General features: G+C 54.2%; 24 protein-coding genes and 3 tRNA genes. 26 read left to right on the forward strand and 1 reads right to left on the reverse strand.

Features of this window, described 5'->3' with window-relative positions:
- Positions 1 to 64 precede the first annotated feature (64 nt).
- Entirely contained in the window at positions 65 to 211 is a 147-nt protein-coding gene (locus LVJ88_RS11130; protein WP_082402929.1) for a lipoprotein signal peptidase, read from the reverse strand.
- 131 nt (positions 212 to 342) lie between these two features.
- Between LVJ88_RS11130 and LVJ88_RS11135 the strand changes: the two genes are divergently transcribed.
- The 26 genes from LVJ88_RS11135 (at position 343) to LVJ88_RS11260 (ending at position 22,800) form a co-directional block, all read left to right on the forward strand.
- Entirely contained in the window at positions 343 to 1,230 is an 888-nt protein-coding gene (locus LVJ88_RS11135) for an NUDIX hydrolase (RefSeq protein WP_085417872.1), read from the forward strand.
- Positions 1,231 to 1,372: 142 nt separating this feature from the next.
- Positions 1,373 to 1,612 carry a TM2 domain-containing protein gene (locus LVJ88_RS11140; RefSeq protein WP_054599136.1) on the forward strand — a complete coding sequence of 80 codons (240 nt, stop codon included), beginning with the start codon at positions 1,373 to 1,375 and terminating at the stop codon, positions 1,610 to 1,612.
- Positions 1,613 to 1,880: 268 nt separating this feature from the next.
- On the forward strand, positions 1,881 to 2,876 hold the full coding sequence (pdxA, locus tag LVJ88_RS11145) for a 4-hydroxythreonine-4-phosphate dehydrogenase PdxA (protein ID WP_085417909.1): 996 nt from the start codon (positions 1,881 to 1,883) through the stop codon (positions 2,874 to 2,876).
- Positions 2,873 to 3,103: a VIT1/CCC1 transporter family protein gene (locus LVJ88_RS11150; RefSeq protein ID WP_085355666.1), complete on the forward strand. Its 231-nt coding sequence runs from the start codon at positions 2,873 to 2,875 to the stop codon at positions 3,101 to 3,103. Before pdxA ends, LVJ88_RS11150 begins: the two co-directional genes overlap by 4 nt.
- A gap of 123 nt (positions 3,104 to 3,226) precedes the next feature.
- On the forward strand, positions 3,227 to 3,805 hold the full coding sequence (locus LVJ88_RS11155) for a beta-class carbonic anhydrase (RefSeq protein WP_054599134.1): 579 nt from the start codon (positions 3,227 to 3,229) through the stop codon (positions 3,803 to 3,805).
- A gap of 20 nt (positions 3,806 to 3,825) precedes the next feature.
- Positions 3,826 to 4,434 (forward strand): nicotinate-nucleotide adenylyltransferase, encoded by a 609-nt coding sequence (nadD, locus tag LVJ88_RS11160; protein WP_085417871.1) that lies wholly within the window; start codon positions 3,826 to 3,828, stop codon positions 4,432 to 4,434.
- Between the two features lie 80 nt (positions 4,435 to 4,514).
- Positions 4,515 to 4,907 (forward strand): ribosome silencing factor, encoded by a 393-nt coding sequence (gene rsfS / locus LVJ88_RS11165; protein ID WP_085417870.1) that lies wholly within the window; start codon positions 4,515 to 4,517, stop codon positions 4,905 to 4,907.
- Positions 4,908 to 5,060: 153 nt separating this feature from the next.
- A tRNA-Pro gene (locus LVJ88_RS11170) sits at positions 5,061 to 5,138 on the forward strand.
- 44 nt (positions 5,139 to 5,182) lie between these two features.
- Positions 5,183 to 5,259, forward strand: a tRNA-Arg gene (locus tag LVJ88_RS11175).
- A 16-nt stretch (positions 5,260 to 5,275) separates the two neighbouring features.
- Positions 5,276 to 5,351, forward strand: a tRNA-His gene (locus LVJ88_RS11180).
- Positions 5,352 to 5,528: 177 nt separating this feature from the next.
- A complete protein-coding gene (gene nrdR / locus LVJ88_RS11185; protein WP_085355668.1) occupies positions 5,529 to 5,987 on the forward strand; it encodes a transcriptional regulator NrdR in 459 nt (152 codons plus the stop codon).
- A 303-nt stretch (positions 5,988 to 6,290) separates the two neighbouring features.
- Positions 6,291 to 6,857, forward strand: a complete 567-nt coding sequence (locus LVJ88_RS11190) for a hypothetical protein (RefSeq protein ID WP_054599130.1) — start codon at positions 6,291 to 6,293, stop codon at positions 6,855 to 6,857.
- Between the two features lie 38 nt (positions 6,858 to 6,895).
- Positions 6,896 to 7,990 carry a bifunctional diaminohydroxyphosphoribosylaminopyrimidine deaminase/5-amino-6-(5-phosphoribosylamino)uracil reductase RibD gene (ribD, locus tag LVJ88_RS11195; protein WP_085417869.1) on the forward strand — a complete coding sequence of 365 codons (1,095 nt, stop codon included), beginning with the start codon at positions 6,896 to 6,898 and terminating at the stop codon, positions 7,988 to 7,990.
- A gap of 562 nt (positions 7,991 to 8,552) precedes the next feature.
- Positions 8,553 to 9,857 (forward strand): nucleotide sugar dehydrogenase, encoded by a 1,305-nt coding sequence (locus tag LVJ88_RS11200; protein WP_054599128.1) that lies wholly within the window; start codon positions 8,553 to 8,555, stop codon positions 9,855 to 9,857.
- A gap of 16 nt (positions 9,858 to 9,873) precedes the next feature.
- Positions 9,874 to 10,926, forward strand: a complete 1,053-nt coding sequence (locus LVJ88_RS11205) for a Gfo/Idh/MocA family protein (protein WP_085417868.1) — start codon at positions 9,874 to 9,876, stop codon at positions 10,924 to 10,926.
- A 15-nt stretch (positions 10,927 to 10,941) separates the two neighbouring features.
- A complete protein-coding gene (locus tag LVJ88_RS11210; RefSeq protein WP_085417867.1) occupies positions 10,942 to 11,982 on the forward strand; it encodes a glycerol-3-phosphate dehydrogenase/oxidase in 1,041 nt (346 codons plus the stop codon).
- Positions 11,979 to 12,560, forward strand: coding sequence for an acyltransferase (locus LVJ88_RS11215; protein WP_085417866.1), 582 nt, complete (start codon positions 11,979 to 11,981; stop codon positions 12,558 to 12,560). The genes LVJ88_RS11210 and LVJ88_RS11215 overlap by 4 nt, the downstream gene beginning before the upstream one ends.
- Before the next feature lie 16 nt (positions 12,561 to 12,576).
- The gene (locus tag LVJ88_RS11220; protein WP_085417865.1) at positions 12,577 to 13,656 is read left to right on the forward strand and encodes a DegT/DnrJ/EryC1/StrS family aminotransferase; all 1,080 of its coding nucleotides are present in this window, start codon (positions 12,577 to 12,579) and stop codon (positions 13,654 to 13,656) included.
- Between the two features lie 60 nt (positions 13,657 to 13,716).
- Entirely contained in the window at positions 13,717 to 15,144 is a 1,428-nt protein-coding gene (locus LVJ88_RS11225; protein ID WP_054599123.1) for a lipopolysaccharide biosynthesis protein, read from the forward strand.
- Between the two features lie 109 nt (positions 15,145 to 15,253).
- Positions 15,254 to 16,438, forward strand: coding sequence for a glycosyltransferase (locus LVJ88_RS11230; RefSeq protein WP_085417864.1), 1,185 nt, complete (start codon positions 15,254 to 15,256; stop codon positions 16,436 to 16,438).
- Positions 16,435 to 17,772: an O-antigen ligase family protein gene (locus LVJ88_RS11235; protein WP_085417863.1), complete on the forward strand. Its 1,338-nt coding sequence runs from the start codon at positions 16,435 to 16,437 to the stop codon at positions 17,770 to 17,772. The genes LVJ88_RS11230 and LVJ88_RS11235 overlap by 4 nt, the downstream gene beginning before the upstream one ends.
- Positions 17,769 to 18,839, forward strand: coding sequence for a glycosyltransferase family 4 protein (locus tag LVJ88_RS11240; protein ID WP_085357772.1), 1,071 nt, complete (start codon positions 17,769 to 17,771; stop codon positions 18,837 to 18,839). The genes LVJ88_RS11235 and LVJ88_RS11240 overlap by 4 nt, the downstream gene beginning before the upstream one ends.
- Positions 18,840 to 18,979: 140 nt before the next feature.
- Positions 18,980 to 20,047, forward strand: a complete 1,068-nt coding sequence (locus LVJ88_RS11245) for a glycosyltransferase family 4 protein (RefSeq protein WP_085417862.1) — start codon at positions 18,980 to 18,982, stop codon at positions 20,045 to 20,047.
- A gap of 15 nt (positions 20,048 to 20,062) precedes the next feature.
- Positions 20,063 to 21,223, forward strand: coding sequence for a glycosyltransferase (locus LVJ88_RS11250; RefSeq protein ID WP_085417861.1), 1,161 nt, complete (start codon positions 20,063 to 20,065; stop codon positions 21,221 to 21,223).
- On the forward strand, positions 21,216 to 21,848 hold the full coding sequence (locus LVJ88_RS11255) for a sugar transferase (protein ID WP_085417860.1): 633 nt from the start codon (positions 21,216 to 21,218) through the stop codon (positions 21,846 to 21,848). The genes LVJ88_RS11250 and LVJ88_RS11255 overlap by 8 nt, the downstream gene beginning before the upstream one ends.
- Positions 21,835 to 22,800: an ATP-grasp domain-containing protein gene (locus tag LVJ88_RS11260; RefSeq protein ID WP_085417859.1), complete on the forward strand. Its 966-nt coding sequence runs from the start codon at positions 21,835 to 21,837 to the stop codon at positions 22,798 to 22,800. Before LVJ88_RS11255 ends, LVJ88_RS11260 begins: the two co-directional genes overlap by 14 nt.
- Positions 22,801 to 22,813: the final 13 nt, after the last annotated feature.

Consider the following 22,813-nt stretch of genomic DNA (forward strand, 5'->3'; position numbering starts at 1 on the left):
AAAATGCTGAATTGAAAAAGCCTGTATTGTAAAGCAATTTGGATTCATCCGCCCGCACGCCTTTTCAGACGGCCTGAGACCTTTGCAAAACCCTCAGATGTGGATGCAGTTCAAGGCGTAGCAGCACAGCGAGTGCAGACATATCATACAGATAGGCAAACGAGCGGGCAGCGCACAACGCAGAAATGCGCCGCAGATGGGGGTTTTGCAAAGGTCTCGACCTGATGGCTTGGCCATTCGTTCCGCACACCCTCCAGCACATTGCCTCCGCAACATGCCCTATCCATATCCGCAAACCATTGTGCTGATATAATCGACCCGTCTCCCGCACCGGAAAACAATATGACCGCCCTACCCCGATTTACCCGCCGCTTGAGCGAAGCCGAACACAACCGCCTGCTCGACCGCCTGCAAACCCATTTCAGCCCCCAAAGCGGCACATGGCACGCTTTGTGGCTCAACGGCTTGAAGTTGGGCCGTCTGAACGAAACTTGGTTAGAGCGTGTGCGGCAAGACTGGCCGGAACGCAGCGAAAACCGCGCCGACGGCCTCTACCTGCACAGCGAAAACTGGCTGGCTATGGGCGACAGCCTGCAACACATGGCGCAAGGCTGGAGCAGGCTGGGTTTCTTAGGCGGCTGGCGCAACGAAAAATTTGATGTGGAAGATGCCGCAGGCAAGCCGCTGTTTGCTTTGGAACGCGCGGCTTTCCGCCCGCTGGGGCTGATGAGCCACGCCGTCCACATCAACGGTTTAACCCTGCACAACGGCGAATGGATGTTTTGGATAGGCCGCCGCAGCCCGTATAAAGCGGTTGACCCCAACAAGCTCGACAACCTCGTCGGCGGCGGCATCGCCAGTGGCGAGAGCGTGCGCGAAGCCATGATGCGCGAAGGCGGCGAAGAAGCCGGTTTGGATATCTCGCTGCTGCACAATCTGGCTTGCCAAAACCAACGCCTGAGCGTGCGTCCCGTAGCCCGCGGCCTGCACAACGAGCTGCTGCATATTTTCGACGTGGTGCTGCCGTCTGAAATCCGCCCCGAAAACCAAGACGGCGAAGTGGCCGAGTTCACACTCATGAACCCTACGGAGCTGACCGCCGCCATGTGCGACGGCCTAATGATGAACGATGCCATGCTTGCCACGCTGGATGCGTTTTCGCGCTACGGCCTGCTCGACGAGGGGCACGGCTTATCGAAATGGCTGGCCGATACCCGCCGCCCGGCCTGATCCGCCGAAACATCGAGGCCGTCTGAACACACTCTTTCAGACGGCCTCAACGTTTGCCTGTTTTTACCAAACACGTCTTTAATTTAAGCCGGTTCGCACCATTTAAACGCCGTAACCTGCCAACAATAAAAAGGAAAACTCAATGAACGTACCTGTTTCATACGCCGCTTCTTATCCGCACACCTGCAACAAAGCCCTGTATGTAGCCATGGCCTTGCTGTTCGGCACGTTCGGCGTACACAAATTCTGTGCCGGCCGCGTGTGGATGGGCATACTTTATTTTCTGTTCAGTTGGACATTCATCCCCACCGTCGTCGGCATTATCGAAGGCATTTTGGCGGCATTCAAACCCACCGACTCGCTCGGCGCGATTGTGGTGTAACCCCGCTGCGCACGGCAACGCCCGATTATCAAGGCCGTCTGAATTCAAGGTTTCAGACGGCCTCATGTTTTTGCAAAGCTCACGGTTTATAGCAAAATAGCCAATCCACTTAATTTTTAATACAAAGCCGCAAACAAGGTTTTCAAAGGTTTCAACCTACGGCAAGCGCCGCACCGCGGTTGCAGTAAAAAACATAACCCTGTTTAATAGTATGTCACAACACACCCGATCCATCGGCAGCTTGTGCCGCAACGACCCGGAGCATTCCATGACCCTTCCCGTATTGGCCGTAACCAGCGGCGAACCCGCAGGCATCGGCCCCGACATCTGCTTGGACTTAGCCGAAGCAGACACCCGCTGCCACTGCGTCATACTGGGCGACAAACACCTGTTGCAGCAACGCGCCCGGCAGCTCGGCAAACACATCAACCTGCGCGACTACCAAACAGGCGTTCCGCCCGAGCGCGGCACGCTCGATGTTTGGCATATTCCCCTGCGCGCGCCGTGCGAAGCAGGCCGTCTGAACACCGCCAACGCCGCCTATGTGCTCGAACTGCTCGACACCGCCTACAACGGCATCTGCGACGGCACGTTTGCAGGCATGGTTACCGCTCCGCTGCACAAAGGCGTGATCAACGATGCCGGCGTACCGTTCAGCGGCCACACCGAATATCTGGCCGAAAAGAGCCACACCCCGCAAGTCGTCATGATGCTCGCCGGAGGCGGGCTGCGCGTTGCCCTCGCCACCACCCACCTGCCGCTGAAAGACGTTGCCACCGAAATCACCCGCCCGCTGCTCGAATCGGTTCTGCATATTCTGCACCGCGACCTCCAAACCAAATTCGGCCTGCCCTCCCCCCGCATCCTCGTAGCTGGTTTAAACCCCCACGCAGGCGAAGGCGGACACTTGGGGCGCGAAGAAATCGACACCATTATCCCCGCGCTCGAAAAACTGCAACAGCAGGGCTTAAACGTGCGCGGCCCTTTCCCCGCCGATACCTTATTCCAACCCTTTATGCTGAAAAACGCCGACGCCGTGCTGGCCATGTATCACGATCAAGGATTGCCCGTGCTGAAATATGCCGGCTTCGGAGAAGGCGTCAACATCACATTAGGGCTGCCGTTTATCCGCACCTCGGTCGATCACGGCACCGCCCTCGATCTTGCCGGCACAGGCAAGGCCGATTCGGGCAGCCTGCTCGTGGCAGTCGGCACAGCACTGGAAATGGCTCGGCACATACCATCATCAGGAGGCACACAATGACTCAAAACGACAAAATCAAACCGCAACCCTACGAATCGTTCGAAGAGGCCGAACGCAAACGCGAAGAAGACGCCCTCGCCGTCAACCCGCCCTTAAGCGAACGCCAAAAAGCCATCGTACGCGAACAATCCGGCATCAACCCGATCGAACAAACCGTTAACGACGCACTAACCGACTTCGACCACGTTCACGAAACCGAACGCAAATTTGAAGATTCGGAAGATTAAACCAACACGACAGGCCGTCTGAAAACCAAGCCCGCCCGGTTTGCTTTCAGACGGCCTGTTTGCCACTTCGCCGCACGAAACCGCTATAATAACCGCCACGCAAACCCAAAAACCACAGCAGACATGAGCGAATTAGACACCATCTTGAGCTTCAATCAAGAATTTGTAGAATCCGGCGAATACGCCCAATTTTTCACCAACAGATTCCCCGAACGGCAAATCGCCATCCTATCGTGCATGGACGCCCGTATGGTCGAACTGCTGCCCCGCGCCATGGGACTGAAAAACGGCGATGCCAAGCTCATTAAAAACGCCGGCGCACTCGTTACCCACCCGTGGGGATCCGTGATGCGCAGCCTGCTGGTTGCCGTGTTCGAATTAAAAGTAAAAGAAATCATGGTGATTGCCCACCACGATTGCGGCATGCGCGGCCTGCATCCCGACAGCTTCCTCAAAAGCGCACGCGCGAACGGCATTCCCGACGACCGCATCACCACCCTGCGCAACGCCGGCATCGACCTCGACAACTGGCTCACCGGCTTCGACAACGTAGAAGAAAGCGTGCGCCACACCGTCGGCATCATCCGCCGCCACCCCCTGATGCCCGAAAACGTAGCCGTGCACGGCATGGTTATCCACCCCACCACCGGCAAACTCACCGTGATTGTGAACGGCAAAGACGAATGCCCCATCGCACCCTAACCTTTCAGACGGCCTTACACATGAAAAAAATAGGACTTTTCGGCGGCACCTTCGACCCCATCCACAACGGCCACCTGCATATCGCCCGCGCCTTTGCCGACGAACTCGCATTGGATATGGTCGTATTCCTTCCCGCAGGCAACCCCTACCACAAAACAGAACACACCCGCACCGACGCCCAACACCGCCTCGCCATGACCGAGCTGGCCATAGGCCACGACCCGCGCTTTGCCGTCAGCGACTGCGACATCATCCGCAAAGGCGCCACCTACACCTTCGACACCGTACAGATTTTCCGCCAACAATTCCCCTCCGCACAATTATGGTGGCTGCTCGGCAGCGACAGCCTGCTCAAACTCCATACTTGGAAAAAATGGCAAACCCTCGTCAGCCACACCCACATCGCCGTTGCCGCCCGCGAAGGCGACAACATCGCCCAAGCCCCGCGCGAACTGCACGGCTGGATAGGCAGCGCCCTGCAAAACGGCAGCCTCCATCTGCTGCAAACCCCCATGTACAACCTCAGCTCCACCGAAATCCGGCACAAAATCCGCGCAGGCCAATCCGTAACCGGGCTAATCGACCCCCAAGTCGAAAATTACATTGCCCGAAACCACCTTTACCGTTAACCTACCACCCTAAACTTTCACCTGTTTCAGACGGCCCATCCCCTTCCGGGCCGTCTGAAACACCCCAAACAGGAAACCATATGAACGAACAAGAACTGCAAGACCTGCAAAAAATGGTCGATATCGCCGTTAACGCCCTCGAAGACATCAAAGGCAAAGACATCGCCGTCCTCGAAACCCAAGAAAAAACCTCACTGTTCGCCCGCATGATCATCGCCAGCGGCGACAGCAACCGCCAAGTCAAAGCACTCGCCAACAACGTAGCCGTCGATCTCAAAGAAGCCGGCTTCGAAATCATCGGCAGCGAAGGCCAAGACAGCGGCGAATGGGCACTCGTCGATGCCGGCGATTTAGTCGTACACGTCATGCTGCCCGCCGTACGCGATTTCTACGACATCGACACCCTGTGGGGCGGCGAAAAACCCTCATTCCACGCCGGCGCACAAAAACCCTGGTACGCAGCAGACAACTAACCGCCCCAAACACACCGGTTCAGCCGCACACCATACCGCCGCATCCCGTTTCTTTTTCCAAAACAAATGAAACAGATAGACATTTCCACCCAAATTACCCGACATCAGGGCTTGACGGCAACAAACACAATCGGTATAGTTCGGCTTTCTCGTCGGGGCGTAGCGCAGTCTGGTTAGCGCACCTGTTTTGGGAACAGGGGGTCGTGAGTTCGAATCCCACCGCCCCGACCAGTTTCCCTGCGAGCAGCCCGATATATTAGGCGCGAAACCGCAACGCGCCCGTAGCTCAACCGGATAGAGCACCCGCCTTCTAAGCGGGCGGTTACAGGTTCGATTCCTGTCGGGCGTGCCAAAAGTTTTTCATTGCGGTGGCTGTAGCTCAGTTGGTAGAGCCCCGGATTGTGATTCCGGTTGTCGTGGGTTCGAGCCCCATCAGCCACCCCAAACACATAAACCCGTGTATGAATCATACACGGGTTTTATTTTATCTCGTGATACCGAAATCCCGCCGATTTCAAAGCAAAGCGCGGCTTCATCAAATTTACTTGTCTATATACGGCATTCCTTTATTTACGTTACAATGAACCGTCCTACACCAAAAACAATATGCCTTTAGCCTAGATGAAATGCCCTTTCTGCCATCATCCCAACACCCAAGTGACCGACTCTCGGCTTTTGGAGGAAACCAACAGTATCCGCCGACGCCGACGCTGCCTTTCTTGCGGTCAGCGTTTCGGTACATTTGAAACCGTAGAAATGCGGATGCCGCAGATTATCAAAAGCACGGGCGCACGCGTGCCGTTTAACCCGCACAAACTGCGTACCAGCTTGGAACGGGCTTTGCACAAACGTCCGATCGATCCCGAAACCATCGACGATACCGTGGCTTTGATAGAACAGCGTTTGTACAGCCTCGGACACAAAGAAGTGTCTTCCCAACTGGTCGGAGAAATGGCGATGGAAGAGCTGGCCAAAATCGACCAAGTGGCTTATGTGCGTTTCGCTTCGGTATATAAAAGTTTTAATGATGTATCGGAATTTACCCAAGCCATTGCCACGCTGCCCAAAGAAGGTGCATAACCAATCGTTTACAGCAAATAAACTTTATTTCTGCTCCGGCATTACTGCGCCTTAGCTTAAAAAGAACGATTGTGTAAGCCGCTAAAGCGGCAACAGAACCGGTTTCGCATTACCCATAACGTCTGCGGCTTGCTGCCTTATATCAAAAATAAGTTTATTTGCTATAAGTTGTTGTGAATACTCCGGCACCATTTCGACGGTCGGGCTTATTTTTCGATACCAACCTGTGCGGATTACCCTCAAACCGCTTAAATTTGATATACTTAATGCCATTTTTTTGCTAACACATACGGAATTTGATCAATGAAACTATCTGTTTTTACTTTGGCTGTCATGGCTTCCATCGGCTTGGCCGCATGCAGCCAACAAGTTGAAACTTCGGTTCCTGCCTCTTCAACCGCTGCTTCCGCCACTTCCGCAGAAAAACAAATCCAAACACTGACCGGCACAGACGGCAAAGTGAGCATCGTGATTCAGGGCAGCAGCTTTGAGAATGTTTTACAAGACAAAAACGCCTTACCCGAAGGCATTACCGCAGAAGAACTGACGCTGCTCCAGCGCGACAGCAACAGCGACATTACTTTATATGTGGTTAATTTGGGCGCACCCAAAACCGATGCCAAAACCTATTTTGCCAACTTGAAAACGGCTTTGGAATCCACACAAGGTTTAACCGAAGTTCAGGCCGGTGCCGCCACCGACACACGCATGAACTACCGTTTTGCCCAAAACGACAACCAAGGCAATCTGCTGCGTGAAAGCTGCATTTCTATTTACGAAAACAATCTCTACAATGTTTGCGCCAGCAGCCCCACCGCTTCTGCCGAAGCGTTGGCCGCGGTGCTGAAAGAAGTGAACCTGGTTAAATAAAAGATTTTGTGGATATTCACGCTTAAGGCCGTCTGAAAATGTTTGACGCAAACGATATACACATGATGCAAAACGCCCTCGCCCTCGCACGGCAAGGGCGTTTTTCAACATCGCCCAATCCCCGCGTAGGCTGTGTCATTGCCCGCGGCAGCCAAATTGTCGGGCAGGGTTTTCACGTCCGTGCCGGAGAACCTCATGCCGAAGTACATGCCTTAAGGCAAGCCGGAGTCATGGCACAAGGGGCAACGGCTTATGTTACGCTGGAGCCGTGCAGCCATTACGGGCGCACGCCGCCTTGTGCCAAAGCATTGATCGAATCGGGCGTATCGCGCGTGGTGGCTGCCATGACCGATCCCAACCCTCTGGTGGCGGGCAAAGGCTTGGCGATGCTGGAAGCGGCAGGCATCCGCACCCAAAGCGGTCTGCTTGAACACGAAGCCCGCGAATTGAACCGAGGCTTTCTTTCGCGTATCGAACGCGGCCACCCGTTTGTACGCTTGAAGTGCGCCGCCAGCTTAGACGGCAAAACGGCGCTTTCAGACGGCCGCAGCCAATGGATTACCGGTAAAGAAGCCCGTGCCGACGTGCAGATATTGCGTGCCGAAAGCTGTGCGGTGATGAGCGGCATCGGCACGATATTGGCCGACAACCCATTGCTCAATGTGCGTAACTTTCCCACTTTGCGCCAACCTGCCCGCGTCATACTCGACAGCCGCCTGCAAACACCTCTCGACAGCCGAGTGATACAAGATGCCGGCAGCCCCACTCTGATTGCTACCTTATCCAAAGATGAAACTTTATTACAAAAATACACAAACTACCCACATGTGCAAATAGTGAGGCCGTCTGAAAAAAACGGCCGCATCGACCTGAATCATCTATTGACATTATTGGCGCAGCAAGGCTACGGCGAGGTGATGGTGGAAGCAGGCGCAACGCTGGCCGGTGCTTTTTTAGAAGCAGATTTGGCAGATGAAATCGTGCTGTATCAAGCGCCTAAGATATTAGGCAATGCGGCACGCGGCCTGTTTGAATTGAAAGAGCATGCCCGAGTGCTCAATGAAGAAAGCGCGTGGAAAATCATTCAAACCGAAAATATCGGCAGAGATATAAAAATTACTTTGAAAAAGTAACCTATATTATTGTAAATAATTTAAAATATAAATTCATACGGCACAAGCTTACCATCTGCATGAAAATTTTTGTAAACCGAATATGCGTTCGTGTTTTTTCGGCCGATTATCCCAAACGATAAAAAGACAGGCGCATATTGATTGCTGCCCGTTTTTAAGCATATTTATCACTATTTTATTCAAGTATTTATTTCTTCATTATTCTCCCGCCCGACTTTATATAGGCGGGAGATTATTTTTATCTGCTTTTTAATTGTTGCCAATCGGCGTATTTGCGTTTGTTGGTGTTATGTAAACTTGGGATACCGTTAAAACGCGGCGTGAAACCGATTAAATTTAATTTAGTCTCAATAAACAATATTTATGGCTTTAAATATTTTTCCGCCTGACATGCAAAAACAGGCTTTACCGTCCGGCAACGCATACCGGCAAACACCGGAGCCTATACAGAACTGATTCTGTTGACGCTGCGGTAGAGCGGAGCTTGCCGCACAACTTAGGTTGACGGGCTATACATCAATCATAATTGTCATTGCTATCTATACTAAACAGAGAATATTCCATGAAAAATACCGCCATTCAGAAATTCGCCGATAAAACTGCCAAAATCGGTATCGTGGGTTTAGGCTATGTCGGCCTGCCGCTGATGTTGCGTTATGTCGACATCGGCTTTCATGTGCTGGGCTTCGATATTGATGCCGAAAAAGTAGAAAAACTCAATAAAGGGCAAAGCTATATCGAGCATATTCCCTCCGATAAAATTGCGGCGGCAAGCCAAAATCTGTTTGAGGCTACCACTGATTTTTCGCGTATCGGAGAGGCCGATGCCGTGATTTTGTGCGTGCCGACCCCGCTCAACAAATACCGCGAACCGGACATGAGCTTTGTTATCGATACCACCGATGCGGTGAAACCCTATTTGCGTGCCGGTCAGGTATTGTCTTTGGAATCGACCACTTATCCCGGCACCACCGAAGAAGAACTGCTGCCGCGCATGGAAGAAGGCGGCCTGAAAGTGGGCGAAAACGTATTCTTGGTGTATTCTCCGGAACGCGAAGACCCGGGCAACCCCGATTTTGAAACCCGCACCATTCCGAAAGTGATCGGCGGCCACACGCCCGCCTGTTTGGAAGTGGGTATTGCACTTTACCAACCCGCCATCGACAAAGTGGTGCCGGTCAGCTCCACCAAAGCGGCCGAATTAACGAAACTGCTGGAAAACATCCACCGCGCCGTGAACATCGGTTTGGTTAACGAAATGAAAATCGTAGCGGACAAAATGGACATCGACATCCACGAAGTGATTGATGCCGCCGCCACCAAACCGTTCGGCTTCGTTGCCTATTACCCCGGCCCGGGCTTGGGCGGCCACTGCATTCCCATCGATCCGTTCTATCTCACTTGGAAAGCCCGCGAATACGGCGTGAACACCCGCTTTATCGAACTGGCCGGCGAAGTCAATTCTTCTATGCCCGAATATGTGGTTAACAAAACCATGCTGGCCTTAAACGACCACAACCGCTCCATCAAAGGCAGCAAGGTGCTGGTTTTGGGCATCGCTTACAAGAAAAACGTGGATGACATGCGCGAAAGCCCCTCGGTGGAAGTGATGGAACTGCTGCGCGACTTGGGCGCGGAAGTGGCCTACACCGACCCGCATGTGCCGGTATTCCCGAAAATGCGCGAACATAAATTCGATTTGAAGAGCGAACCGTTTACCGCCGAAAACATCGCCCGTTTCGACTGCGTGGTGCTGACCACCGACCACGATAAATTCGATTACGACCTGCTCAAGCAGCACGCCAAGCTGATTATCGACACCCGCGGAAAATTCCAAGGCAAATTCAGCAACATCGTTAAAGCATAAGCGGGGCCGTCTGAAAATGTTTGAAACCATCAAAGGGCGCAAAATCAAATTTGCGTTAGTAGGTTGCGGCCGTATTTCCAACAACCACTTCGGTTCTTTTGAAGCGTTAAGCAACGATTGCGAAGTGGTGGCGGTGTGCGACAGCGACCCGGCGGCACTGGAAGCGGCGGTAAAACGCACCGGCGCGCAAGGCTATGCTTCCTATACCGAAATGCTTGCCGGCACCGATGCCGACATTATCGTGCTCACCACGCCCTCCGGCCTACACCCCGACCAAACCGTGCAGGCTTTTGAAGCGGGTTTTCATGTGATTACCGAAAAACCGATGGCCACCCGTCTGCACGACGGCGAGCGCATGGTCAAGGCGGCCGACAAAGCCGGCAAACGCCTGTTTGTAGTGAAACAAAACCGCTTGAACGCCACTTTGCAGATGCTCAAACGCGCCGTAACCGAAAAACGCTTCGGCAAAATCTGCATGGTGCATTTGAATGTATTTTGGACGCGCCCGCAGTCTTATTACGACCAAGGCGGCGGTTGGCGCGGCACTTGGGAGCTGGACGGCGGCGCGTTTATGAATCAGGCCAGCCATTATGTCGATTTGATGGAATGGCTCATCGGCCCGGTGCAAGACGTGCAGGCGATGATTTCCACCCACCGCGACATCGAAGCCGAAGACACCGGCGTGATGAACATCCGCTGGCGCAACGGCGCACTCGGCTCGATGGCCGTAACCATGTGCACTTACCCGAAAAACCTCGAAGGCTCGATTACCATTTTGGGCGAAACCGGCACGGTGCGCATCGGCGGCATGGCGGTGAACGAAATTCAGGAATGGAACTTTGCCGATTCGCGCGATTACGACCAGCAAGTGAAAACCGCCAACTACGAAACCACCTCGGTTTACGGTTTCGGCCATCCGCTCTATTACCGCAATGTGATCGACGTGATGCGCGGCGAAGCCGAACCGATTACCGACGGCCGCGAAGGATTGAAATCGCTGGAGCTGCTGATTGCCGCCTATCTCTCCGCCCGCGACAACAAAACCGTATCGCTGCCTTTGGTTTACTGATAAAGGCCGTCTGAAATGAAGATTGCAGTAGCAGGTGCAGGCATAGTCGGAGCGTGTACCGCTTGGGCTGCGGCACGGCGCGGACACAGCGTGGTACTGTTCGAACAGCATACCGCCATGGCACACACCAGCCGATCGTCTTCCAAGCTGCTGCACGGCGGGTTGCGCTATCTCGAAACCGGCCAGTTTGCGCTGGTTAAAAAAGCCCTGCACGCCCGCCGCTTTTGGCTGGAACAGGCTCCGCACCTGTGCAGGCCGTTGGAGCTGCTGTTCCCGATTTACGCAGGCACGCTCCGCCCCAAATGGCAAATCGGCATCGGCACCAAACTCTACGATTTTCTTGCTGCTGGCAGCGGCTTTCCCCGCAGTTCGTGGCTGAATAAAACGGAAGTGCTGAACCGCTGCCCCGCCCTGCTTTCAGACGGCCTCAAGGGTGCGTTTTCCTTTTACGATGCCCAAATGGACGATTTCGAACTGGGGCAATGGGTGGTCGGCCAATGCCGTGATTTGGGCGTGGAAGTGGTCGAACACTGCAAAATCGAAACTTTCGACAGCCTCGCCGGTTTCGACCGCATCGTCAATGCCACCGGCCCGTGGGCGATGGAACTGCGCGCACAACAAGGCGGCTCTCCGGCCTATACCATTGATTGGGTGCGCGGCAGCCATATCTTTACCGACCGCGAATGCACGCAGGCTTTGATGCTGCCGATTCCGCAGGAAAAACGGATTTTCTTCGTGCTGCCTTATCAGGGCAAAACCTTAATTGGCACCACCGAAGTCCGCCAACACCACCCCGAAGCGGAGAGGCCGTCTGAAGAAGAAACCGACTATCTGCTGGCCGCCTACAATGCCTATCACAGCGAAAAGCTCACGGCAGAAGACATCAGCGGCAGCTTTTCCGGCGTGCGCCCTTTGTTGAAAAGTGCCGCCAACCCCAGCGATGCTACCCGCGAATGGGCGTTCGAGCGCGTGGGCAATGTGCTGCACATCTACGGCGGCAAATGGACGACCGCACAAATACAGGGCGAAGCCGCTTTGGAGGAATTATTGAAATGACCGACTACACCGTACACCCTTCCGCCATCGTTGACGACGGCGCGAAAATCGGCGCGGGCAGCCGCATCTGGCATTTCGTGCATATCTGCGGCGGAGCCGTTATCGGCAAAAACTGCTCGTTCGGGCAAAATGTTTTTGTGGGCAACCGCGTAACCATCGGCGACAACTGTAAAATCCAAAACAACGTATCCGTGTACGACAACGTGCATCTCGAAGAAGGCGTATTCTGCGGCCCCAGCATGGTGTTTACCAATGTGTACAACCCGCGCTCGCTGATCGAGCGCAAAAGCGAATACCGCGACACGCTGGTTAAAAAAGGCGCGACTTTGGGCGCAAACTGCACCATCGTGTGCGGCATCACCATCGGCCGTTTCGCCTTTATCGGCGCGGGTGCGGTGGTGAACAAAGACGTGCCCGACTACGCCCTGATGGTCGGCGTGCCTGCCCGCCAAATCGGTTGGATGAGCGAATACGGCGAACAGCTTAACCTGCCGCTGCAAGGCAACGGCCGCGCCGTTTGTTCGCACACCGGAGCGGTGTACACGCTTTCAGACGGCCTCTTAAGCAAATCAGAATAATCTTAAGGAAACCATCATGCAATTTATCGACCTCGCCGCCCAACAAGCCCGTATCAAAGACCAAATCGACGCCAACATCCAAAAAGTGCTGGCACACGGCGGCTATATCCTCGGCCCCGAAGTCGCCGAATTGGAAGAACAGCTCAAAGCCTATTGCGGTGCACAATACTGCATCAGCGTTGCCAACGGCACCGACGCGCTGCAAATTGCGCTGATGGCCTTGGGCGTAGGCGCAGGCGACGAAGTGATTACCCCCGGCTTTACCTACATCGCCACCGCCGAAACCGTGGCCCTGCTCGGTGCCAAACCCGTGTATGTCGATATCGACGAGAAAACCTACAATATCGATCCCGCCCAAATCGAAGCGGCCATCACCGCCAAAACCAAAGCCGTCATTCCCGTATCGCTCTACGGCCAATGCGCCGACTACGACGCCATTAACGCCGTCGCCGCCAAACACAAGCTGCCGGTGATCGAAGATGCCGCCCAAAGTTTCGGTGCCACCTACAAAGGCAGAAAATCGGGCAACTTAACCACCATCGCCTGCACCAGCTTTTTCCCCAGCAAACCTCTGGGCTGCTACGGCGACGGCGGCGCGGTTTTCACCAACGACGAAACGCTGGCCACCGTTATCCGCCAGATTGCCCGCCACGGCCAAGACCGCCGCTATCATCATATCCGCGTGGGCGTAAACAGCCGTTTGGACACGCTGCAAGCCGCCATCCTGCTGCCCAAGCTGGCGATTTTTGAAGAAGAAATGCAGTTGCGCCAGCAAGTTGCCGCCATGTATGCCGAAGCCCTGCAAGATACGGGCATTGCCGTGCCGTTTATCGAAGCGCACAACCGCAGCGCGTATGCCCAATACACCATCCGCGTGAAAAACCGCGATGCCGTTCAGACGGCCTTGAAAGAAGCGGGCATTCCCACCGCCGTGCATTACCCGATTCCGCTGAACAAACAGCCAGCCGTCGCCAGCGATGCCGTGCTGCCGGTGGGCGACTTGGTGGCGCAGGAAGTGATGAGCCTGCCGATGCACCCGTATATGACGCACAAGCAAGTGCGGCAGGTGGCAGACGCACTCAAAGCCACCCTTTGACTGTTTTTCTTTTCAGACGGCCTCTCCGCTGTGTGGGAGGCCGTCTGAAAACATATTCGTATGAACATAAAAAAACTTTTAGGTTACGCACTCGGCCCGCTGGGCAGTGCCGCCATCGGCATCATTTCGCTGCCGCTGATTTCATGGTATTTCCCCGCCGAAGACATCGGCCGCATCGTGCTGCTGCAAACCGTGTCGGCACTCACGCTCACGCTGATGGGCTTGGGCTTGGATCAATCTTATATCCGCGAATACCATGCGGCCGAAAACAAAGCGGCGTTGTTTAAAGCCGTGATTGCGCTGCCGGTTGCACTCACCGCATTGTTTGCCGCCGCCATCGGCTTGTGGCGGTTATCGTGGCCGTCTGAAAAAGTGTTCGACATCAACAGCAGCACCTTGGGGCTGTTGTGCCTGCTTTTTTTCGGCGCATCGTTGCTGTCGCGCTATTTCGCGTTGATTTTGCGGATGAAAGAACGCTCGTTTGCCTTTTCGTTCAGCCAGCTCACACCCAAAGTGCTGATTTTGCTGTTGGTATTGGTATATGTGGCGGCAGGCTTGCCTAAAGACACTTTCACGCTGGTGGCGGCTTATGTGGCGGCGCAAGTGCTTACCGTAGGCGTGCTGGCCGCCCAAACACGCGGCGAATTGGCCGCTGCCGCCCGTGCGCCGTTTTCCGCACCGCTGCTGAAAGAAAGCCTGCATTACGGCGTACCGCTGGCTTTGGGCGGGTTGGCGTATTGGGGTTTTACTTCGATAGACCGCTTTCTGCTCAAGTCGTTAGGCGGCTTGTCGGAACTGGGCGTTTACTCGATGGCCGTCAGTTTTGGAGCAATTGCTTTAATCTTTCAGAATATTTTTTCGGTTATTTGGGCACCGATGGTATTTAAATGGGTCAAAGAAAATATCCATTTGGATAAAATCGGCGGCATTACCGAATCCATGACCGATCTGATTGCCGCTTTGATCTGCATCGTAGGCATCTGCTCGCCGATGGTCACTTGGATACTGCCGGAAAAATACGCACCGGTGCAGTTTATCCTGCTGTCGAGCATGCTGTTTCCGCTGCTCTACACGCTTACCGAAGTAACCGGCATCGGCATCAACGTGAGCAAGAAAACGTGGCTGATTACCGTGTTTTCGCTCGTTGCCCTGCTGTGCAACCTGAGCCTACTCTACTGGCTCGTTCCCCTGCTCGGTGCGCGGGGTGCGGCAATGGCGACCGCCGTATCGTTTTGGGTGTTTTCGGTGTTGAAGTCGGAAGCGTCGATACGCCTGTGGCTGCCGCTGCCGCGCGCCAAAATTTACGGCGGCACGGCACTGTGCCTCGCCGTATGCTTGGCCTACACCTACTTGGGCAACAGCCGCAACTACTACTTTTTCGCCCTGCTGTGGCTGGCGGTATTGGTGCTTCTTTATTTCAAACACCGCACCGCCCTGCATCAGGCCGCCGCGCAGATAAAAGGCCGTCTGAAACGCTCTGCCGCTTAAGCCGAACCGTTTTGCCGGCCGCCACGCTTACTTACGGTCAAATAAGATAAATAGAAACCTTGCAACACCCGCCGCTCGGCACAGGTTTCAAATAATAAGGCAACGCAGTATGCATGTTTTGATTATTCCATCTTGGTATCCGTCTTCGCCCGACGACATCAACGGCATTTTTTTCCGCCAGCAGGCTCAGGCTTTGCACCGGGCCGGCGTGCAGGTGGGCGTTATTGCCCCCGTGTTCCGTTCGATGCGCGGCGAACCCAAAACCATTTTTACCGGCGGCTACGGGCCACGCTACCATCTCGACGGGGGGATTCCCACCTACCTGCATGAAAGCATGTATTTCTTTCCGCGCACGCCCATCGACCGCCACCGCTGGCTCAAGGCCGGCATGGGTTTGTTCCGCCGGTATGTGCGCGAACACGGCCTGCCCGACATCCTGCACGCCCACAGCATGAACTACGGCGGCATTCTCGCCCGTCAGATTCAGACGGCCACGGGGATTCCTTATGTGATTACCGAACACAGCTCCACCTATGCCCGCAAACTCGTGCGCCCGTGGCAACGCAGCGCGATGCAGCAGGCGGCGCAGCACTGTGCCTCGCGCATTGCCGTCAGCCGCGATTTCTGCCGTCTGCTCGAAAACGAATATCACGGCTTGGATTGGCAATACATTCCCAATATCCTGCCTGCCAAGTTTTTCGAATCTTTCCATCCGGCCGACAAACCCGAAAATCCCGACTTCACTTTCTGCTCGGTCGCCCACCTGAACTACAACAAAGGCTACGACATCCTGCTGCCCGCATTTGCCGAAGCATTGAAGAAACACCCCCGTCTCAAACTGAAAATCGGCGGCAGCGGTTTGGCCGACGCACAACTGCACAAACTCACCGAAGACTTGGGCATAGGCCACGCCGTTACGTTTTTGGGCAGGCTGCAAAACGAAGCCGTGCTCGAACTGATGCGCAGCAGCGATGCTTTTGTGCTGGCCAGCCGCCACGAAACCTTCGGCATCGTCTTTATCGAAGCGCTTTCGCAAGGTCTGCCGGTGGTAGCCACCCGCTGCGGCGGCCCCAACTCGATTATCACGCCCGAAAACGGCCTGCTGGTGCCGACCGAAAACCGGCAAGCCCTAACCGAAGCCTTGATTTCGCTTTATGAAAACCGCCACCGCTACGATGCCGCCGCACTGCGCCGCAACTGCTTGGAAGAATTCGGCGAACACAGCGTCATCGGACAGATAACCGAACAATACCGCCGCGTTCTCCACGCGCACGCAAACGGGGAGCAGGCATGAAAATCAAAAATATCAACCTGTATATCCTGCTGGTTTTCGGCATGTTGGGGGCTTATATGGTCGGCCCTTCCTTATCTTATAAATTCGGCATACAGCGTATCGACAACTTTCTGACCATTCTGTTTATCGCCGCCACGCTGATGATCGGTGCGCTCGAGAGCAAACGCTTTCCGCCCCCCGTTGCCCTGCTGCTGCTCTGCTTAACCGTGATGACGGCTTGGAGCGCGCTGCACTTGGGCATTTCTTCCATCAGCGGCTCGCAATTTATCGATTTGATGTTTTTTATTTCGATTCCCTGCTTTTTTTATCTGCTTTATCTGATTATTTCGCGCTCGGAGCAGCCTTTGCGGTTTGTGCGGCGTTTGATTCTGTTTTTTGCGGCCTTTATCTGCATTCCGCCCTTCATCGAAATCGGCGCGGGCATTCAGTTTGTTACGGCGGCGGAAGAGCTGGCTATTGAAGCCGGCGCGGTTAAAGGGCTGTTTTTCAACCCCAACAACTTGGCCACCACCGCTGTGTGTCTGGCTCCGGCAGTTTTGGTGTTTTTCAATTTCGAGGCACAAAACCGCAAACAGGTGTTAACGGGTTGGGCGCTTTACCTGCTGCTGGGCGTGATTGTGTTCGCCAGCGTATCGCGAACGGCCATCGCCTGTTATGTGCTGCTGACGCTGCTGGTTTTGATGTACCGTAAAAACGGCTTGGCAACGCTGCTGTCGGTTGCGGTGGTTTATTTGGCCTTTGCCATGATTCCGCCTTATGCGATACAGGATTTTCTGCTTTCGTTGAACAGCAACGAATTTTTGGAGCGTTTTTCCAGCCGGATTTATCTGTTTTTATACGATTTCGGCAGCGACAACTCGGTGTCGTCACGTCAGGAAATCTACAACCATTTCTGGAACCACACACCCCTGCTCTTTACCGGCTACGGCCCGAAAAACTTTGCCGAATTTTTCGGCGGCCACATCAGCACCAGCTTGGGCTTTGAAAACCCGCACAGTTTTATCATCGAGCTTTATCTCGGCTTCGGTATCGTGTCTCTGCTGGGGTTTCTCGGTTATGTGGCAGGTTATACCGCCGTGTTCGCGTTTACCAAAGGCATCCCTACCCGGCTGCGCGTTTTTGCGTTGACGGCGATGGCGATATTTTTGATCGGCGGCTTTATCCCTTCATCGATTTTGCGGCTTCCTTTCGTTTGGCTGCCCTGTTTTCTGATTGCGATATATACGGTGTGCGCCAAACCGTTACACATTTTTCAGACGGCCTCACGTCTGAACCCTTACCCTAAAAGCAAATCCATACCAACCATAAAACCAAATCAAAGGCGGGCAACATGAAAATCATTCTGGCAACATCTATGAGCGGCTTGGGCGGCACCGAAAACGCCACCTACCGTTTGGGCAGGCTGCTGTGCGAACGAAACAACCAAGTGATCTTGGCTTCTTCAGACGGCCCTTTGGTCGAAGACTGCCGCCAAGCCGGCATGCAGTGGCACGATATTGATTTCTACAAACAAGGCTTGAAAGGATATTTGTCGGGCATGGCGGCCTTTATGCGCTTGCTGAAGCAGGAAAAACCCGACATCGTGCATTGCCAGATGGCGCGCATCGTGCCTGCCTGCGCCATGGCCGCCAAGCTGGTATCGCCCCGCACCAAAGTGTTTTGGCATGCCCGCGGTCTGGCCGGCGAAACCTACCCCAAAGTGGCCAAAATTTTCAAAAAACTGGGTGTGTATATCATTGCCAACTGCAAGCAGGAACGCGGCAAACTCATCCGCCACGGCTTTCCCGAACACCGCATCACCTATACCTACAACGCCCTGCATAAAGTTGACGGAGTGCCCGAAAAAACGGCTAAAGATTATGTGATGCTCGGCACGCTGTCGCGGCTGGACGATGTACGCTCCGTCGACCGCATGCTCGACATCTTCAAAATGCTTACCGACCGCAACCTGCCCGTGCGCCTGAATATTGCCGGTATCGGCGAAAACATGGAAAAACTCAAAGCCCAAGCGCAACAGCTGGGCATTGCCGACAAAGTGGCCTTTCTCGGCGGCGTGCGCAATCTGACCGAATATTTCAAAGAAGTGGATATTCTCGTGAACACGCCCTATTGCCCCGGCGACAGCTGCGCGGGCGTAGGCAACAACGTATTGGAAGCCGGGCTGTACCACACGCCGGTTATCACTTACGACATGGGCGGGATTTCCGAAATGGTCGTTCACGGCAAAACCGGCTACTGCATTCCTTTAGACGATAAAGAAAGTTTTGCCGACTCGGTAGAAAAACTGGTTTCAAACAAAGAACTGCGGGTTCAAATCGGCCGTGCTTTGAACGAGCATGTGAACAGCTTGTGCTCCGACGACGAAATATACCGCACCACCATGGCGGCCTATGCGATGTGAAACCGACCGGCTCACGGCAAACTCCGGCATAAGCGCACCGCCGGCGGTTTTTAATTTTATTTGCATTGCACGCTGCATTTTTAACACCGCCGTAACAGTCAAACCCTGAATTAAGGGACTATTACCATACCATCGTTACCATGAAGATTATTATTACTACCTCAATGAGCGGGCTGGGCGGCACGGAACATGCCGCTTACCGTTTGGGCAAACTGCTGCTGGATCACGGCCACACCGTTGTTCTGGCCTCTTCAGACGGCCCGCTGGTAAAGGATGCCGAAGCTGCGGGCATGAAATGGTACGACATTGATTTTTACAGCGGCAAAACCGGCTACTTGAAAGGCATGGCGGCTTATGTGTCTATGTTGAAGAAAGAGCAGCCCGACATCGTGCATTGCCAAATGGCGCGTATTGTTCCCGCCTGCGCCATAGCCGCCAAAATCGCTTCGCCGAAAACCAAAGTTTTTTATCACGCACGGGGGCTGGAGCCCGAAACTTATCCCAAAATCGCCAAATTGTTCGACAAACTCGGCGTGTACATCATCGGCAACTGCCGACACGAACGCGACAAACTGATCCGACACGGCTTTCCGCCACAACGCATTGCCTACACCTACAACGCCCTGCCCGCCCGCAGCGGCCGGTTTGAAAAAACCCCGAAAGACGAAGTGGTGCTCGGCACCTTATCGCGCCTGAGCAAAACGCGGGCCGTGCATTTGGTGCTCGACATCACCAAAGCCCTGCTCGACCGCAGCCTGCCGGTGCGCCTGTCGGTTGCGGGCATCGGCGAAGAAACCGACAACCTCAAAGCACAGGCTCAGGCATTGGGTATTGCCGACAAAGTGGATTTTCTCGGCGGCGTGCGCGATTTACCGGCCTATTTTCAAGAAGTGGACATCCTGCTCAACACGCCCGTGCTGATCGGCGACCACGGCGCAGGTGTGGGCAACAACATTTTGGAAGCGGGCTTATACGAAACACCGGTCGTTACCTACGACGGGGCGGGCATTTCGGAAATGGTGGTGGACGGCGAAACCGGCTACTGCGTTCCGCTGGAAGACCAAGCCCGCTTTATTGCCGCCGTTGAAACGCTGGTCAACGACGCCGCCTTACGCAAAACCATGGGCAAAGCTCTTCACGACAGAGTGACCACGCTGTGCTCAGACGAAGAAATCTACCGTACCACCGTTGCCGCCTACCATCTGTAAACACAGGAAACCGTCATGAAAATCGCCATTGTCGCACCTTACTGTTCGCTGCCCGGGGAGCCTAACTTCAACCGCTTCTGGTATTTGGCCGTATTGCTGTCGCAATCACACGATGTTTTGCTACTGACCAGTAACTTCAAACACATGAACAAATCTTTCAGACGGCCTGAAATGGCTGAAGAAGCGTCTCAAGGCCGTCTGAAAGTCAAACTGCTCAAAGAGAGCGGCTACACCAAAAACGTTTCCATTGCGCGCGTGCAAAGCCATCACGTTTTGGTTAAAGATTTCGAGCAATGGCTGGAACACTGCCGGGACGTGGTGTATTCCGCCTATCCGCTGATTGCCACCAACATTCTGCTGGGCAAACACAAAGCGCGCTTGGGCTACAAACTGATTATCGACGTGCAGGACGTTTGGCCGGAAGCCTTCTCCGCCGTTATTCCCACGCTGAAAAAAATTCCGCACAACCTGCTGCCTTTTGCCTCACGCGCCAACGCCGCCTATGCGTGTGCCGACGGTTTGGTGGCCGTATCTCAAAGCTATCTCGACCGCGCCAAAGAAGCCAACCCCAACGTGCCGGGCGAAGTGGTATATATCGGCGCAGATTACGACAAGCTCGGCAGTGCACAGCCCAAACATTTCGAGGGCGGCAAAACCCGTTTCTTCTATTTGGGCACGCTCAGTTACAGCTACGACATGGAAACCGTCTGCAAAGGCATACAGCGCCTGGCCGAAGCGGGCGAACAGGTTGAGCTGCACATCATGGGCGGCGGCCCCGATTTAGACAAACTCAAACAATACGAATCCGATTCGATTAAGTTTTACGGTTATATCCCCTATGCCGAGATGATGTCGGTGGCCAAGGGCTGCGATGTCGCCATCAATCCGATTCATTCCTACGCCATGCAGTCAGTAACCAACAAACTCTCAGACTATATGGCTTTGGAAAAACCGATACTCAACAGCCAAGTCAGCAGCGAAATCGATGAAATTTTAACCTTGCTGCCCCATGCGAACTACCGCTCCGGCGACGTAAACAGCTTTATTTCGGCCGCCCGCCACATACTCACACACAAAGATGATCCGGTGAACAGCGAAGAAATCGTGCGTCGCTTCAAGCGCGATATCTCCTACCGTAAAATCGTCAACCTGATTGAGAGCTTCGGCCATGAATAAAGTCATAAAACGCCTGTTTGACATCTTTGCCTCGGCGGCCGGCCTGTTGGTATTATCGCCGGTGCTGCTGATTCTTGCGTATTTAATCCGCAAGAATCTCGGCTCTCCCGTCTTTTTTATCCAAACCCGCCCCGGCAAAGACGGCAAACCTTTCGAGATGATCAAATTCCGCTCCATGCGCGACGCTTTCGATGCCGACGGCAACCCCTTGCCCGACAGCGAACGGCTTACCCCTTTCGGCAAAAAACTGCGCGCCACCAGTTTGGATGAATTACCTGAGCTTTGGAATGTCTTAAAAGGAGACATGAGCTTGGTCGGCCCCCGTCCGCTGTTGATGAAATACCTGCCGCTGTACAACGATTTCCAATACCGCCGCCACGAAATGAAACCGGGCATTACCGGCTGGGCGCAGGTAAACGGGCGCAACGCGATTTCTTGGGACGAAAAATTTGCTTATGATGTTTGGTACGTCGATAACCAAAGCTTTTGGCTCGATATCAAAATTTTACTGCTGACCGTAAAGAAAGTATTTGTGAGAGAAGGCATTAATGCCGGTGATGATGTTACCATGCCGACTTTTACCGGAAACCATCCCTCAGGGAAACAAGACCATGAAAACCAATAAAAACATTCTTATTTTATCGGCCGGGCGGCGCGTCGAACTGGTGCAGGATTTCAAAACCGAAGCAGCACGCTTTTCAGACGGCATCAAGGTTCTGACCACCGATCTGAACCCCGCCATGTCGGCGGCCTGCCATGTGTCGGACGGCACGTTCAGCGTGCCGCCGATTTCGGACGAACGCTACATCGACAGCATTTTCGATATCGCCCGCGCCCAAAACGTGGGGTTGATTATCCCCACCATCGATACCGAACTGCAAAAACTGGCCGATGCCCGCAACCGCTTTGAAGCGGCCGGTATCCATATCATCGTTTCCGATCCCGAACTGATCACCATCTGCCGCGACAAACGCTTTACCGCCGGCCTCTTTAACCGCCACGGCATCGACACCCCCGAAATTTACGACCGCGAAAACCTGACCTTTCCCTGTTTTGCCAAACCTTACGACGGCAGCCGCAGCATCGGCGCGAAATACATCCACTCGGCAGAAGATTTGTCTTACGACCTCTTAACCGACCCCAAAATCATTTTCTGCCGCTACATCGACATTACCAACGAATTTACCGAATTTACCGTTGATCTGTATTACGACCGTTCAGGCCGTCTGAAATGCGCCGTGCCGCGCGAACGCTTGGAAGTACGCACGGGCGAAGTGAGCAAAGGCGCCACCCGCCGCAACCACCTGTATTCGCTCATGACCGAAAAAATGCCGGTATTGGAAGGCGCGCGCGGCTGCATTACCGCCCAGTTTTTCTGCAAAGACAACACTGTTTACGGCATCGAAATCAACCCGCGCTTCGGCGGCGGCTTCCCGCTCACCTATGCGGCGGGCAGCAACTACCCCGGCTGGCTGATCGGCGAATACCTTTACGGCGGCAACATTCCGTTTTTCGACCAATGGCAAAACAATTTAATCATGTTGCGCTACGACGCAAAAATATTGGTGCCGGAGTAACACACACATCATC

It is taken from the genome of Neisseria dumasiana, from assembly GCF_022870885.1.
Lineage (GTDB): Bacteria > Pseudomonadota > Gammaproteobacteria > Burkholderiales > Neisseriaceae > Neisseria > Neisseria dumasiana.